This is a genomic window from uncultured Shimia sp. (assembly GCF_947493595.1).
GTDB lineage: Bacteria > Pseudomonadota > Alphaproteobacteria > Rhodobacterales > Rhodobacteraceae > Shimia.
Genome location: NZ_CANLRL010000003.1, coordinates 83,263 through 100,323 on the forward strand (window position 1 = coordinate 83,263; position 17,061 = coordinate 100,323).

Genomic DNA, 17,061 nt, shown 5'->3' on the forward strand with positions numbered 1-17,061 from the left:
GTCACAGGATGGTGCGGCGTTTGGGCGGTTTAGGTTGCTGGCTGACCACGGCCTGCGGTTCCTCTTCGCCTTCTTCTCCGCGGCTCATCGGACTGCGCCGCAAGGCAGTTTCGGTCCCTTTCCGCAACTGCGCCAGCCGTTCTGCATGACCAAATAATGTACCTGCAATGAGCCAGGTGGTTGGGGTGAGCGTGGCATTGGGCAGCATGTCGATCATGTTGAACCCCAGCATCAGGGCCAGGGGGCCAAGATAGGGGGACAGCCCGCGATCTTCGCGAGGGCCAGCCTGTTTGCGATCGATGAGGGAAAAGGACGTCTCGTGCTGGAAGCTGTCACGGTCAGCAACCCTGATCCGGCCCAATTCGCGGTGCACAAGGAAAATCGGCAGCGCCATCAGCCCAAATTGTGCGACATACCCGGCCCAGCCCCAGACGCCGAGCACAATGATCCAGTAGCCATCGGTGACCGAGGTGATCAGCCCCGTGGTTGGGTCATGTAAGTGGTTGCGCCCCCAAATGCCCCAGCCGAAAAGCGGTTTCCGCATGGCGCGCTCTAGCAGGATATCCTCATTTTCGATGCGGAAGCTCAGCGAGTGCGCCCGCTCGGCACTGACCTTTTCGGCTTGTGCGATGATGGCGTCACTTGGCACCAACCCGGTGGTCTTGAGCACGGGGTAGGCCAGCATCATCAACGCCAGCAGGGCGGCCACTTTTACCTGCGCGCGGGTGGTGAGGAAGACTATCAGCAGCCCCGCTGCCCCGGCGTAGACCAATGTTGCCAGTGTTTTGCAAAGCACCAGCACAGCGGTGAGATAGAAGGCGGCAATCAAATATTTGGCGCGGGTGCGGCTGGTGTCCGCTTTCCACAACGTCAGCGCGGCCAACAGCGCCGTGAGCACAAAATAGGCCAGCCAGATGCCGTGATATAGAAACACCATCGGGCGGTAGCCATTGCCGCGAATGGTCTGGCTGAACAGGTGTTGGTAATAGCCGTAAACCCAATTGTTGAGCTGTGGGCTAAGCCGCACTTCGATCAGGATCGGCAGGGAATAGGCCAATCCGGCTATCGCCAAGGCCAGCAGCAGGTCGCGCTGATCTTCGCGGGTGCGCAGCAGGGCGCGGGCCATCAGGAAGCCAATGATGCCAATGAATTGGTTGATCGGCTGGGCAATGGCGTCCTGAAAATAGAGGCCGCGCACGTAGTTTTCTGTAAAAATCAGCGGCTCGCCATTGGTGAAGACAGTGAGCACCGGGCTGAAGATCATGATCCCCAAAAGCCAGCGGGCCAATATGCTGTCCGGAAGCAGCTTCGGCCGCTGCGGCAGCACAAAGAACACCACAATCAGGATCGCCAGATTGGGCAGGCTACTTTTGTCGAGCGCGGGCATCAGCGGGAAGTCGAACTCTGCAGGTGGCGGAGGCAGCAGCAGGTAGGCCCCCAGCAAGGACCAGATCAACGCCCGACCCGGTGACAGGCTGACAAATAGCCGCCAAATGACCACCGGCCAAAGCATCAGCATCAACGTGGCGAGCAGGTTGGGCATTGGCGTCAGGTCTTCCTTTGTCAGCGGCGTGGTCCGGGCCACACAAACGCAAAACGCGCGCCATGACTATAGCGCGCGTGTCTCAAACTGTCAGGGTGTGGCGTTCACACGCCGGTGCCCGCCATGACGACAGCAACCGTACGCCAGACAACCGAGACATCAGTGCGCAGGCTCAGAGCGCGGTCATAGTGGCTGTCGTGAATGGCACGCTCAGCAAAGGAACACTCGTTGCGCTCGGAAATCTGCCAGAAACCGGTGATGCCTGGGCGCATACGGTAATAGGCGGTGCCTGGGTACAGCGCGGTTTGTTCCGGCATCATCGGGCGCGGGCCAACCACGGACATGTCCCCAATCAGTACGTTCAGGAACTGAGGCAACTCGTCCAGCGAGGTCTTGCGGATGATGCGGCCAATCGGCGTGATGCGCGGATCGTGTGCCAGCTTCTGCTTTTCGTCCCATTCCAGGCGAGCGGCCGGATTGGCGCGCAGATAGGCTTCCAGCTTGCGGTCCGCATTGGGCACCATGGAGCGCAGTTTGAGCATGCTGAAACGCTTGCCGTTTTTGCCCACACGCTCCTGACGGTAGAACGGCGACGCGCCATCAAATGAAATAAACAGGGCCAACAACAGAACCACCAGCGTCACCGGAACGGCGATGGTCAGGACAAACAGGATGTCAAACGCACGTTTGAAAACGCTGCGGTACACGCTGTAGCGTGCCGGCGCGACCTCAAAGGCCTGTTCAAAATCTTCCCGCGAAAAAATCGCCATCGGTGTCATCCCCGTAACCCAACCAGAAGGGCATCAATTAAGACCGCAACATCCCATCGCCAGACCAGTCATGGCCCGAACGTGTGTTTCACGTACCTAGTTTGAAAAAGCACCCCGGCAGCAGGGGCTGATCACATAGGTCCTTGTGACGTCGTTGTTTTTGATGCTCCTCATCAGAAGCGCCCACCCAGGACCTACATTAGTCACAAATTTACAGAAATCCACCTCAACTTTTGGGTGGTTTGGATTAAGTGATTGAAAAATATTGATTTTACACATTCTGCTTTTGATATTTTTTTCAAGTATGGTTAAAATTTGCGGCAAGCTTGCCATTGTGTGGGGCTCAACTGGAAACGGTGGATGCTCTCAATTTTTGATTGTTTCTCGAATCGAAAAATTGACGCGAGGTCAGGGTGCAATTTGGGGGAGACGATTCGGCGAAATGCCGCTCGCAGGGGTTGAATTGCGACACAATTGTGGCCGCTACTTGCCCAATTTCAGAATCATTGCCGCCAATCCACTAGACACCGCTAACAGGCCAAACACTTTGGCTAAGCGCCGCAGCTTGCGTTTTCGACGCTGACGCGGGGTCTCCAAAACCGGAATGGCCGCCACCGCCCGCAGGCGCAGCTGGCGCTCCAATTGACCGCGAGTCCAAATCACCGGGCTGCGCATTTCCAACACAAACACCAAGCTTAACGCGACCATGACAGACAGCACACCACCCATAGCGAGGATACGTTTGCGCGATGGCGCAATGGGCCAATCCGGCGGCAGCGCCTTTTCCAGCACGGTGAAGCTGTCGGAGTGTTGGCTGGCCTCCAGCATCTGTTGCATCTCAGCTTCGGCTTTGCCCGCGGTGATCGCTTGATACTGTTCCTCGAGCTTGGTCAGCTGCCGCTCCAGACGGTTGTATTGCTGTTCGATGCGCGGCGTGTCTTTGAGCGCGGTTTCGATCTCTGCGATCTCAATCTGATAGAGTTCGCTCTCTTCTTGCAGGCGGCGCAGGCGCTGGGCGCGCACAGAATTGCCGCTGCTGGAGATGCCGACGTTCTCCAAAAGCTGACGCTGTACTTCCAACTCGATCTGTTGCAAGTCGGTCAGGCGTGTGCGCAGTGCCTCGACACCTCCGGGCAACAGCACCGCGTTTTCCTGTTTATAGTCCGCAATTTGTTGTTCGAGATTTGTGATTGCGGCGCCAATGCGGCGTTCTTCACTGTCAAAGAACGATAAGGTCTCTGTCACTTGCTCAGTGCGGCGCTCTTGTTCTTGCTCCAGCACGTTGGTCACCAGCTCGTTGGCGACATTTGCCGCCAGAACCGGATCGGTCATCCGTACGGAGACTAATAAAGCAGAGGGGCTGATGTCCTGCCGCCAGCGGAAATCCGGATTGGTGATATGCATCACCCGTGCTGCCTTACGCAGCAGCTCGACCTTCTGCAATTCGCTCAAGGGCGCGTCATTGTAGAGGCCAAACTTGTCGATGATGGTCAGCAGGTTGTCGCGCGCCATCACACGCTGCTCCACAATCTGTAGTTTTTGCAGCATGTCAGCGTTTAACGCACCAGGCGAGGTTGCGCCGGTTTTGATCGAGGGTTGTTCGATCTGAATGGTGGCATAGGTCTCATATTCGCGCGGCAGGCCCAGCACGTAGGCCAGCGAGATCAACCCGCCGACGACAATGATGCTGGCCCACAGGAAAAATCTCCTGCGCAGCATGCTCAGCACCTCGCCAAATGATTGGAACTTGTCCATGCCCGTCCTCAAATTCGGTGTGGCGCGACTCGGATTCGCGCTCTTGAAGACAATTTATGACAATCGAATGTGGTTATCCCGTGGCGCAAACCGGAAAATCTGCGTTCTCCATGCCCGCCTGTGCGCCCAGCGTGACCATCGCCAGCACATGCCCGCCCCCGGAGCCACATTGCCCAGACAGCACCGTGCCTTCCGGCACTTCGCCAACGGTGTGCATAAACCGTGCGGTGAAACCTGTGCCGCGCACGTTGAGCGTGACCTGAATGGCGTCAAAGCCAAACAGCGTTTGGGTCAGGGGATATTGCGCCTTGTAAACGGCCTCTTTGGCGCAGAACAGACGACGCGCCATCAATGCGCGGCGCGTGGCAGGCACCTCCATCAACCAGGCGCGTTCCTGTGGCAGGCAGATCTCTGCGGTCAGGTCGTCATGTAACGGCGCATCGGGTTCTACATCGACACCCAGCGCGCGGAAATGGCCAGCGGCACCAACGATGGCGACACAGCTGGTGGCATCATGGCTGATGGAACCGGTCAGGCCGTTGGGCCACTGCGGCGCGCGGTCAGGGCGTGTGGGCACCGCCTGTTCCGGCATGCCCAAGGCCGTCATCGCTAGCCGCGCGGCTTGACGGCCGGCGGCAAACTCGCGCCGCCGTTTAGGCACGGCTCGAGCGATGGCCGGAGCTTCCTGCGGCCAGACAACGGCGACGCCCCTGGAAGGGTCGGTCACGGCAATGGCGGTTTGTGGCGGGGCAATACGCTCCGCCAGAGATTTGAGGGCCACAAGATGCTGGTTGGGTGACAGGGTCACGTGCGAGTCCTCCGGCGCGCGCGCATGGCACGGCGTTTGCTCATGGTTTCAGACCGGCTTTGGGCCTGTTCTGCGACCTCTTCGCTGTCCTTAGCCGCAGGCGCATCCGCCGGTTTTGCTGTGCCGGTCAATTCCTGCACGCGGCCTGCCAGCGCATTCAGCGTTGGGAAGCGGAACACATCGGTGATCGACAGTTTTGCGGCCCCCGCACGCGCCCTGATTTCTCGGTGGGCCTGTACGGCGAGCAGGCTGTGGCCTCCGAGATCAAAGAAGTTGTCGGTGGCCACCACTTCGCGCACGCCGAGCACCTCGGCCCAGACATCCGCCACCAGTTTGGCAATGTCCCCGCCTGCCTCAACTGGCGCGGCGACAGCAGAGGTGTCCACCTTCGGCGTGGTGATCTTGCGGGTTTCTTCTGGACGCGGCAGCGCCTTGCGATCGACCTTTTTGTTAGGGGTCAGCGGGAAGTCCTTGAGCGTCACATAGTGCTGCGGCCGCATAAACGCGGGCAGGTGCTCGCGCAGCTGTGTCCGGACGTCAGCTTCCGCAGGCACATCGCCGCGCAGATAGGCCACCAACCGCACGTCGCCTTCGGTGTCTTCGCGCGCCATGACCACCGCCTGCGCCACGCCGGACACTTCTTCCAGCCGGGTTTCAATTTCGCCCAGCTCAATGCGATAGCCGCGCAGTTTCACCTGATGATCAACACGCCCCAGGAAGTCGAGCTTGCCGTCCGCACGCCAACGCACAAGGTCGCCGGTGCGATAAAGGCGCCCTTCACCAAACGGATTGGCGATGTACCGCTCTGAAGTGAGTTCCTCGCGCCGCCAATAGCCACGGGTCACCCCCGCGCCGCCAATCAGCAATTCACCGGCCACGCCCACCGGCACCGGCGCACCTGCGTCGTCCACAACGTAGACCTGCGTGTTGGCAATGGGATCACCGATGTTGGCCACGCCCTCGGACGCATCCGCCATCGACGTGGTTGACCAGATGGTGGTTTCGGTTGGCCCATACATGTTCTGAACCTTGGCTGCGCTCGCCGCGTTCAAATCTGCCACCAGACTGCCAGACAGCGCCTCGCCGCCGACCATCATCTGCTGCACGCCAGACAGCGCAAACCGCGCCTCTTCGTTGTCCGCCAGCAAGCGCGCCATCGACGGGGTGCACTGCAGGTGGCTCACCTCATGGCGGATCATCTGCGCCGCAATCGACACATCGTCAGGGTCCAACTCGCCGCCTTCGTTGGCACGTTTCAGCACTTCGGCCAGCGGCTTGAGCCCTTCCAACACGGTGGTACTGTCGATGCCATAATCGATCAGACAGGCAATCTCGGTCACGCCAATGCGCTTGACCTGCTCGACGCGATCCAAGGCATCTTCCACCGTGCCAAATAGCCCGCTGTCCTCAAAATAACGCAGGAAGGCAAAGTCGAGGATTTCCTCCAACTCGTCTTCGCTCAGAATACCAAGGTCCAGCTCAAAAGCGTTGTTCACACCTTCGGGTTTCTTGAACGCCGGGAAGGCCCAGGCGTAGCTTTTGATCAGACCCGCCGCCGCGCGCAGGTAGTCTTTCATTGGTTCGCGTGCAATCTCGCGCGCCTTTTCCCGGTCTTCGGCCAGGAAGCTGTGCAGCATCAACGTAACAGTGAAATCATCCGGATTGTGCCCCGCCTCGCGCAGCGCATCGTGGTAGAGCGCGATCTTGGCGCCCACTTCTTCCACGCTTTGCCCCAGCAGGTGGGTCAGCACGTTACAGCCATTGCGCCCCGCGTCCTTCCACGTCTCCGGGTTGCCCGCCGTGGTCACCCATAGGGGCAACTCCTTGGACACTGGCCGCGGTTGCGTCATCACCGGGTGCATCGAACCGTCTTTTTTCGGGAACTCCACTTCCTCACCACGCCAAAGTTTGCGCAGGTCGTCCATCTGCTCAAACATCACATCGCGGTTGCGCGGCGGGGTGTTTTCCGGCCGCAATACAAAATCATCCGGCTGCCACCCGCTGGCAATCGCAAGACCCGCACGCCCGTTAGTGAGGTTGTCGATCACCGCCCATTCTTCCGCGATGCGCGCGGTATGATGCAGCGGCGAAACGCAAGATCCAGCGCGCACGCCGATCTGTTTGGTGACGGCTGCGACCGCCGCGCCGGTCACCGACGGGTTGGGGTAGGGGCCGCCAAAGGCGTGGAAATGCCGCTCCGGCGTCCAGACCGCGCAGAACCCATGGGCATCTGCAAACTTCGCGCCTTCCAGCAGCAACTCGTATTTCTTGGAGCCCTGACCATCGTCATTGCCCCAGTAATAGATCGAGAAATCCATGCCGCCCGCTGTGGCCGGCAAACGACCTCCGGAAATCTGTGTTGTGGTTTCGTCGCCAGACAGCACCAGCTTAAAGCCGCGCGAGAGGGTCCAGAACAGTTCCAGCACCGAAATGTCAAACGACAGCGAGGTGACCGCCATCCAACTGTCGCCCGACTCGTAGGGCACCCGCGCATCCATCCCGGCAAAGAAGTTGGCGACATTGCCATGTTCAACCATCACACCTTTGGGCGTACCGGTGGAGCCGGAGGTGTAGATCAGATAGGCGAGGTCATCGCCGGACACGATGGCCTCTGGGTTGTCCGCTGACGCCGCCGAGAGTCGCGCGTCCGTGTCCATCTCCAGCACCTGCGCGCTGTGGTCTGGCAACTCGCGGGTCAGCGCGGCTTGCGTCACAATCACATTTGCGCCGCTGTCGCTGATGTAGTGTGCCAGACGGTCAGCGGGGTAGGCCGGGTCCATCGGCACATAAGCCCCTCCGGCTTTCAGGATCGCCAGCGCCGCGACCACCAGATCTGGCGAGCGGCGCAAACACAGCCCCACAAGCGCGCCACGGGTCACCCCCATGTCGCGCAAAACGTGCGCGGCGCGGTTGGCGCGGGCGTTCAGATCGGCATAGCTGAGCACCTCATGCTCAAACACCAGCGCGGGGGCACCCGGCGTCTTGGCGACCTGCGCCTCAAACTGTGCCGCCATGGTGAAGTCCGGATCAAACTGCGCCTCGGTGGCGTTCCATCCGGTCAACACCTCGGCGCGTTCCGCTTCGGGCAGCACGTCCAGATCACTCACATTGGCCGCCGTGCCAATCTGCCCACAAATCAGTTCCAGCCGCGCCACCAAACGTGCGGCGTGTTCTGGGGAAACCCGGGCCGCATCAAAATGCAGCACTGCGCCAGCTGCACCAATCGCAACGGTCATCGCCGCGCCCTCGATGGGACCCGCCAAGCCGCCGGTTGTCACCGCCAAGTCTGGCATCGTCGTCGCGGACTGCGCCGGATCGCGCGCAATTAGGTCGCTGGCAAAGCCGCCTTTGGCATCGGCCTGAGCTACGCGCTCGGCCATTGCCGTATTGGCCTCGGCCACGGTGTCATGAAGCAGTTCCGCCCCCACGCGCAGTGGCACCCATGGGGAAATCAGCCCCGCGGCTTGCGGATGCTCCGCGCCGCGATAGGCCACGTCACAGACCTCCGGAAGGCCTGACCGCAGCGCCCAAATGGCGACCGCGGTCAGGATACTCTTGGAGGGAGTCTCAGAAATCTCAAGCGGCAGCTGCCCCATATCGGCCAGATCACCTGCGCCGCGCACAAGCGGCAAGGTGGCGGGCACAAATTCGGCCAGGCGCGCGCGCCAGAAGGGCTCGGCTTTGGCAATCGGGGTCATGGTGGCGGTCAGCGCATCGCTGGCGGCTTTGTCCAACAGTGGCAGGCGCTCGCCTGCGCGGATCATGTGGTTCGCGGTCTCTGTCTGACCGGTGACATCCGTCAATCCGCCCAACACAACAGCGCCCCGGCCACAGGCCACGGTTACATTGTCTTCGCTGACGGCCAACACCGCGCCCGGCTCGCCACGGCCTGCGCTTTCGGCGACTTCGGCAGATGTCACCAGCAGCACCCGTCCGGCGGCGACCATCTTCGGCGCCCACAGCGGGTTGAAGTAATCGCCATGATCCAGCGCACGGACCAGCGCCACAACGTCCTGTGCATCGCGGCGGAAATCAATCCGCCCGGCGGCCTCTGGCCGTTTGGCGCGGCCAAAATAGCTGCGCTGGCTCAGGTCTTGCGACCGCACATTGGCGAGGTCTTCGCCCAAGGCGCGCATCACATCCGGGAAGCTTTCAATGGCGGCGGCGTAACATTTGGTATTCAGTGTCAGCGCGGTGTCGGCCTGCCCAATGTCAAACATGCGCTGGGCGACAATCTCGCCAGTGTCCGCGCCCACTTCCATCTTGTGCCAGGTGATGCCGTGGCGCGGCTCCTGCGCCATGCGCGCCCAGACTGGCGCGTTCAAACCGGCATAGCGCGGCAGCGGCCCATCATGGAAGTTCACCGCACCTTTGGCGGGCAGCTTCAGCACGGTGTCTGACAACATGTCCAAATTGGCAACACTCAAGAGCCAATCAAACCGCTCCCCCAGCAGTTCACCAGCAATATCGCTGTCGGATGAAATCACCCGCAAACCAGCCTCAGAGGCCCAGTCACGGATTTCCGGCGCGCGCGTGACCACAGCGGTCAGCGTGTTGCCAGTGTCGAGCCACAACGTGGCACATTGGATCAGCAGGCTTTCGTTGCCAATCATCACGGCTGACATCGGCGCGGCGTTGGTGAAACTATCAAGGCTCATGAGGAGGCCTCCTTGCGAACAGACAAAGTGGGGATTTTGGACGGTTCGCGCTGCGTCCGAGTGAAGAGAGATTTTATGTAGTGGGTGATCAGGTCCCGCAGGAAATGATCTGGGTCCCGTTTGGGTTTGCCGCCGATCACACGGCGCAGTTTCCACAGGCAGGCACCCACAACATGTGCCAAAGTGGCGGCAAAGGCGTAAGCCCCGCCATGGTTTTTGCGGAAATAATGCAGGCGGCTGTCAAACCAGTATTGCGGCATGCGCTGCCAGGTTTTCATGCCGGTAGACACGGACCCGATATGGGTCACCGAGCTGGAGCGCACATAATCCGTATGCCATCCCGCGCGTTGGGCACGCAGGCAGAGGTCGGTTTCCTCAAAGTAGAGAAAGAAGGTCTCGTCAAACAGGCCAATCTCTTCCAGAACCTCGCGCCGCATCAACATGGACGCGCCCGCCAGCCAATCCACCCGCGTGGTTTCCGCTGGGATGGGCAAAGGCACGATATGTGAGTGCAACGCACGGCTGATCACGCCGATACGTGCCGCGCCTTCGAGTTCACTGCCAATGGAATGGAAGCGAAACGCGGTCAGGTGCGATTCGTTATCTTCGCCGTGAATATAGCTGCCCGCGAAGCCGCAGGTGGGCATCTGCGCCATATGATCCAGCAACGCGGTGATGCTGCCCGCGTCGGGGAATGCATCAGAGTTCAGAATGTAGACAAAATCAAATTCCCGCTGGGCCAGCCCATGGCGGATGCCAAAGTTGTTGCCCGCCCCAAAGCCGCCATTGCGGCCCGACTGCACCACCTCCACGCGGCTTTCAGCCCACTCTGCTGTGGCAACGCTTGTGGCCATAGCCTCAAACGAGCCATCGCCGCTGTCATTGTCGACAATCACGATCTGGCCGTCGATGCCCGCCATCTCCCGCGCCGCCGCCTTGGCCGCCTTTAGCGTCATCTCCGGCGTGCGCCAGTTCAGGATCACGGTCAAAAGGGATGGGCCACTCATTCTGCCGCCCTCCGCGCCGCGCGTTTGGGCAAGTCTTTCTCCGCCGCCGCAATCACCTTTTTCATACGGGTTGCCAGCACCCGCACGTTGGGTTCCAGCACCATGCTGTCATGATCGCCCGGCACCTCAAACACCTGCACATCGGGCACCCATTGGCTCCAATCGTTGTCGTGGAACACGTAGGCGCGATCCGCGTCCACCAGGCGCCCGTCACCCATGTCCCATTTGCCGACCAATGGCGGGCGGAACAGCACCAGATTGCCGCCCCAAGCATGCATCGGATACTGTGCCACAGCCCTTAGGAAAGCCGCTTCGATCTCGGCATCATGGAATTGCTGCCCCTGTGCCTCGGCTTCGGATTCCTCACTCGGGCGGCGCTTCTCGATCTCCCAGGCAATCCGGTTTTTGGCCCAGATCAGCGGATAGGCCGCGCCTTTGGATTTGAGCTCTTGCATCTGGATGCGCATCCGGTCCTGACGGGACAACGGACGGCGCACCGGCAGGGGCGTGTCGAGCATCGCCACAAGTGCGACCTCTTCGCCCTGCACTTCTAACTGACGCGCAACCTCATAGGCAGTGATGCCACCGCCAGAGAAACCGCCCAGCAGGTACGGGCCTTCCGGCTGCACCTGTTTCATCTCCGCAATATAATCCGTGGCCGCCTCGACCAGATCATCATGCGGCGCTGCATCGCCAAACAACCCGCGCGCTTGCAGGCCATAGAATGGCCGGTCCGCGCCGATCAGATGTGCCAGATGGCGCAGGTTCAGCACATTGCCAAACATGCCCGCCACCAGGAAGAACGGCGTGCGATGCCCGCCTTCGCCCTGATGCATCGGCACCAGATGCGTGAAGCGGCTTTGTGGGCGCGCTTCCGCTTCCGCAGGAGCGTCCCCAGTCGCATCGTCCCCCAGCGCTGTGTCCTCCACCCGCTCCGCAATCATCGCGGCGCAGGTTTCAATGGTGGGCGCCTCAAACAGCACCGAAATCGGGAACTCAATCGCCCAAGCCTTTTTGACCATGGCAAACAGGCGCACTGCGATCAGGCTGTGCCCGCCGAGGTCAAAGAAACTGTCGCGGATGCCCACCTGCTCCACGCCCAGCAAGTCTTGCCAGAACCCCGCCAATGTGCGCTGAATATCCGTTTCCGGCGCGACATAATCGGTTTCCAACTCAGGCCGCTCAAAGCTCTGACTTGGCCCGCTGTCCTCATCCGTCCCCGCCTCGGCCTGTGCAATCAACGCTGCCAGATCAAGCGAGGAGATCACCACCTGCGACCGGTCCCCGCGCAGCGCGGCTTCAAACAGATCGGCCCCCATCTCCGGCGGAATGCCTTGAGACAGGTTGTGCGCCAGTCGCTCTTCGGCGGCAGAAAGCGGTGCTTGCGCCTGGGCGTCTTCATCAAAGGTCACTTCCGCTTTGTTCAACGGTTGCGCCTTGGCAAAGCCCGCAGCGGTTTCCACTTGCCGCAGCGACAGGCCTTTGACCTCAATGCTCACCGCGCCATTACCGTCGGACAGCACCACGTCAAACCGGGCGGAGCCAGCATCGCTGTCGCCTTCCACTAAAGTCACGTGGCTCATCACCTCGGCAGGCAGCGCCCCGTGGCGCAGCAGCCGGTCATAGCCCACTGGCACCCACAAATGCCCCTGCGCATAGCCGGGGATCAGATCCATGGCCCAGCCGGTGGCGATGTCCAAAAGACCCGGGTGCAGCTGCAGCCCGTCGCCGTCAAATTGCGCATCGAGGCTCAGGCGCGCGAGGCCCTGTTGCGCCCCAAGCGCCGTTTCGCGCAGCACTTTCCAGCGCGGGCCAAAGCGCATGTGCGCTTCCTGTGGGGCGCTCAACGCGGCACCAAAGCCGTTTTGCTGCACCGGACAGTCCGCCTTGAGCACATCCAAATCCAGCGCTGCCGGGGCACCGGACCGCACCGGGGCCAGCCGCGCCTCGGCGTGGGTTTGCCAGCCGGGGCGGCCGTCAAAACTCACCGCTGTTTGCACTTCAAACCGATACCCCTCATCCGAGCGGATCAGGCGCAGGCGCATCTCTGTACCGCTGTCATTCACCCGCATCGGGCGCAGGAACAGCAGGTCATGTAGCGCAAAGGGCGCGGTCTCGCCCTGTGCTTTCAAGGCCTCATAGGCCAGTGAAATATACCCGGTGCCAGGCATGACCGCATCGCCATCCTGCGTGCGGTGTTCGTCCAAAATCCAGTCTTTGGCGGAGAGGATTGCGCTAAAAATCCGATTGCCCTGTGCGTCAAACCCGGCGCCTTGTAGCAGCGGGTTGTCGATCGCTTCGGTCGGCACATCGACCACATGGCCCTGTCGTGCCGCAACCGCTTCAGCAGCCATGCCGACTTCGGACCAAAGTCCCCAGTTGATCGCCCGCACGCGGGTTTTGTCGTTTTGACGCGATTGGGCGTAGGCGTTCAGATAAGCGTTGGCGGCGACATAGTCGATCTGCCCCGCAGGCGCGGTGGCGGTTGACGACGAGGCAAACAGCACCAGCCAATCCAGGCTGCCATCCGGGAAAATCTGTTCCAACACCTGCGTACCGTGCAGCTTGGGCGCGAGCACGTCGTCGATGCCCGCCGAGGTTTTGGCGAGCAGTGGACCGTCGTCGATCACACCAGCGGCATGGATCACGCCGTTGATCGGGCCAAAGGCCGCACGTGCGGCCTCAATGGCCTCTGACATTTCATCGACATTGCAAACATCCGCCGCCAGCGGCAGCACTCTGCCACCCAGGCTTTCCAACCGCTCCACCGCGCGGATGCGCTGCGCCACGCGATCATGCGGTGCATGGCCGCGTAGGTAATCGGCCCAGCTTTCCCGCGCTGGGAGGCCGTCCCGTGCCAAAAGCACAACATTGGCTTGGGCGTCTTTGATCATGCGCTCCGCCAGCGTCAGACCAATCCCGCCAAAGCCCCCGGTGATCAGATAGGTGCCGCCGTCTTTGAAAACCGGCATCTCCGCGCCGTCCATCGCCACTTTGCGATAGCTTCGCTCAAACCGTTTCTCACCGCGCCAGGCCGCGATCTGTCCCCGTGGGGTGGCCAGAATGTCTTCGAGCAGTTTGCCAACCAACCCGTCGCGCTCTTTCTTCGCGGGTGGCTCTACATCCAGCAGCGCACAAGTCACGCCGGGCAACTCGCGGCCCATCACTTGCACTGCACCCAGCACTGTGGATTTCTCCGGATAGGGGAGCGCCTCTTTGCGCACTTGCACTGCGCCGGAACTCACCGCGGTGAAGTGCAACGGTGTGGGCAGGTTTTCATCACTCACCGCTTGGGCGAGGAAAAACAGGCTCATCAGACCCTGTTCCTGATTGCGGTGGAAAAAGCTCGATCCCGGACGGTGGCTTTCGTCCTCGGTCAGCAGCCACATATGCACAATGCGGTCCGGCACACGGCCCTTGCTCATCAAGCTGTGGATTAGCGCGTCATAGCCATCACGCCCGCGCTCCGGCGCGAGTGCGTAGCTGTCCGGCCCGGTCTCGGCAAAGGCGTCGCCGGTGGTCACAGTCACCACATCCTGACCCGCGTCGCGCAACCGTTTGGCCAGCGCCGCGCCGGTGCCGCCTTGGTCTGCAAAGATCAGCCAGCTGTGCTTTTCGGCGTCGCTCAACTCGTTGTCGACGTCGATCTCGCACTCCGCCAGCCGTGGTGTCCAAACCGGCGCAAAGCTCCAATCGGCCGTCTCCTCGAGCCGCATCAACAGCTCGTCTTTGGCCTCGTTCTGACCCTGGCCCGGCTCAATGAAATAGCGGCTGCGTTGGAAGGCATAAGACGGCAGCACCACCTTTTGGCGCGGCACATCCCCCCAGTATTGGTCAAAGTCCACATCGACACCGCAGGCCCAAAGCTGGCCCAAAACGGTGAGAAAATAGGCATCATCGCCAATATCATCTTCGGGATGGCGTAGCGAAGACAGCACTTTGTCCGCCTTCACCTGCCCATGCATTTTCACCAGCGAAGACAGCGCCTTGCCCGGGCCAACCTCCAGATACACCCGCCCATTTTCCTGCGCGAGGGTGGTGATGTCATCGGCAAAGAACACGGTGTTGCGCAGGTGGCCCACCCAATAATCGGGATCGTTCGCTTCGCTGTCCAGCAACGTGGCGCCCGTGCGGTTCGAAATGATCGGCAGGCTCGGCGCGTTCAAGGGGATCGAGCGCAGATAGTCGCCAAACCGGCTCAAAATCGGCTCCAACATACGCGAATGGGCCGCAATATTGATCGGCACCCGTTGGGTCTCAATCTCCTGATCTGCCAACGTAGCTGCCAAAGCATCCAGCGCCGCATCCGGCCCGGATACCACGGTCAACGCAGGGGCATTAACCGAGGCGATATCGATCTCGTCTCTCAGGTGGGTTTCCACCTCCGCCAATGGCAGCGGGATAGACAACATCCCGCCCGCAGGCACCGTGTCAAACAGCTGCCCGCGCAGTTGCACCAGCCCCAGACAATCCTCAAACGACATCACACCTGCTAGGCAGGCAGCGGTGTTTTCGCCCATGGAATGGCCCACCAGCGCGGCGGGTGTCACACCCCAGCTCATCCAAAGCTGCGCCAGCGCGTATTCTACCATCATGATCAGCGGCAATTGCAGGCTTGGCTGTTTCAGCCGCTCTTCCGCTTCGTCAACTGCATCCCCTTCGGCCAGCCACAGCGCGCGCAGTTCCTCGCCGCCTTTGCCCGCCAGATGGGTAAAGCCGCGCTCCATCCACTCTTCAAACACCGGCTCGGTCTCAAACAGATCGCGCCCCATGCCAACATACTGCGCCCCGCCGCCGGGGAACATGAACACAACTTCGGGCGTCGACGCCTCGGCTGTATGGGTAAACACCCGTCGCAGGTTGCCGCTTTCCAGATAGTCCGCCGCTTGCTCGTGGCTCTCCGCCACAACTACACGCCGTTTCTCAAATGCCCGCCGCCCGTTCAAAAGCGTATGCGCCACATCGGCCAGCGGTTGCTCCGGATTGGCCCGCAGGTGCGCCGCGAGATTGGCCGCATTGGCGTCCAGCGCCTTGGTTGAGCGGCCCGACACCGCAATCAGCTGAAATGGCCAGTCGCTCTCCAAACTCTCCGCCCGCGCAGGGGCTTCTTCGACCACCACATGCGCATTGGTACCGCCTACACCGAGGCTGTTCACCCCAGCCCGACGGGGGCCTTTGTGGCTCTCCCAAACCCGCAGGCTGGCGTTCACCGCAAACGGGCTGCTCTCAAAATCAATCGCCGGATTGGGCTTCTCAAATCCAAGACTCGGCGGCATCTTTTTGTGGTGCAGCGCCAAAGACGTTTTGATCAGGCTCGCCGCGCCCGCAGCGGTATCCAAATGGCCAATGTTGGTTTTCACCGAGCCAATGCGACAGAAGCTGGTCTCTTCGGTGGTCTCCCGGAACGCTTCGGTCAGCGCGGCCACCTCAATTGGATCGCCCAGATAGGTCCCGGTGCCGTGGCACTCGATGTAATCCACCGTGTCTGCGGGCACATCGGCAATCGCCAAAGCATCGGCCACTGCGGCCGCCTGTCCGCCCACGGAGGGCGCCAGATAGCCCGCTTTGTCAGAGCCATCATTGTTGACCGCAGAGCCTTTGATGACGGCCCAGATGTGATCGCCCTCGGCAATCGCATCCTCCAGCCGCCGCAGTACAACCACGCCTGCGCCGGAGCCAAACACCGTGCCCTGTGCGCGGTGGTCAAAGGCGTGGCACTCGCCGTCTGGTGACAGGATTTCGCCGTCCTCAAACACATAGCCGCGTCCATGCGGCAACTCGAGGGTCACGCCGCCTGCCAGCGCCATGTCACATTCGCCGTTCAGGATCGACTGCGCCGCATAATGCACCGCCACCAGTGAAGTCGAGCACGCTGTCTGCAACCCAAGACTTGGGCCGTTCAGGTCCAAAATATGGCTCAACCGCGTGGTCATGAAGTCTTTGTCATTGCCGGTATGGCGCAACAAGAACATGCCGGTGCTGTCCACCAGATCGCGGTTCGAGCAGATGTTGAAATAGAAATAGCTGCCCATACCGCAGCCGCCAAACACCCCAATTGGCCCGCCGAAGTTTTCCGGCATATGGCCCGCGTTTTCGAGCGCTTCCCAGCTCACCTCCAGAAACTGGCGGTGTTGCGGGTCCATGATAGCGGCTTCTTTTGGTGATAGCCCAAAAAACTCCGCATCAAAATCGGCAAAGCCGTCAACCGTGGCAGCGGCAGGCACATAGTTGCGATGCGCCATCTTCGCCCGACTTTCACCGTTGGCCAAAAGCTCGTCTTCGGAGAGTTTGCGGATCGAACGGATGCCGTTGCGCAGGTTGTGCCAATACTGATCAATCCCACCCGCGCCGGGCAGGTGGGCCGCCATGCCCACAATTGCAATATCCGTCTCTGCGACCGGTTGGTCCGTCGGGCTTGTCACCACATCCACCTGCTATTCCATTACGCCTTCGTCGGTCCCCTTCTGATAGGGGGACTCTTACACTTGCCTTAAAGATAGAATCCCATCGGACCAGTAGG

7 protein-coding genes are annotated in these 17,061 nt (G+C 60.9%); all 7 read right to left on the reverse strand.

Annotated features, from left to right (window positions below):
• Position 1: 1 nt before the first annotated feature.
• Positions 2-1,585, reverse strand: coding sequence for a hypothetical protein (locus Q0955_RS09280; protein WP_299423460.1), 1,584 nt, complete (start codon positions 1,583-1,585; stop codon positions 2-4).
• A 62-nt stretch (positions 1,586-1,647) separates the two neighbouring features.
• On the reverse strand, positions 1,648-2,313 hold the full coding sequence (locus tag Q0955_RS09285) for a sugar transferase (protein WP_299423462.1): 666 nt from the start codon (positions 2,311-2,313) through the stop codon (positions 1,648-1,650).
• Positions 2,314-2,796: 483 nt separating this feature from the next.
• A complete protein-coding gene (locus Q0955_RS09290) occupies positions 2,797-4,068 on the reverse strand; it encodes a Wzz/FepE/Etk N-terminal domain-containing protein (protein WP_299423465.1) in 1,272 nt (423 codons plus the stop codon).
• Between the two features lie 73 nt (positions 4,069-4,141).
• Positions 4,142-4,876 carry a 4'-phosphopantetheinyl transferase superfamily protein gene (locus Q0955_RS09295; RefSeq protein ID WP_299423467.1) on the reverse strand — a complete coding sequence of 245 codons (735 nt, stop codon included), beginning with the start codon at positions 4,874-4,876 and terminating at the stop codon, positions 4,142-4,144.
• Complete coding sequence (locus tag Q0955_RS09300) at positions 4,873-9,534, reverse strand: MupA/Atu3671 family FMN-dependent luciferase-like monooxygenase (RefSeq protein ID WP_299423469.1); 4,662 nt, start codon at positions 9,532-9,534, stop codon at positions 4,873-4,875. Before Q0955_RS09300 ends, Q0955_RS09295 begins: the two co-directional genes overlap by 4 nt.
• A complete protein-coding gene (locus Q0955_RS09305) occupies positions 9,531-10,541 on the reverse strand; it encodes a glycosyltransferase family 2 protein (RefSeq protein WP_299423472.1) in 1,011 nt (336 codons plus the stop codon). The genes Q0955_RS09300 and Q0955_RS09305 overlap by 4 nt, the downstream gene beginning before the upstream one ends.
• On the reverse strand, positions 10,538-16,963 hold the full coding sequence (locus Q0955_RS09310; protein ID WP_299423474.1) for a type I polyketide synthase: 6,426 nt from the start codon (positions 16,961-16,963) through the stop codon (positions 10,538-10,540). The genes Q0955_RS09305 and Q0955_RS09310 overlap by 4 nt, the downstream gene beginning before the upstream one ends.
• Positions 16,964-17,061: the final 98 nt, after the last annotated feature.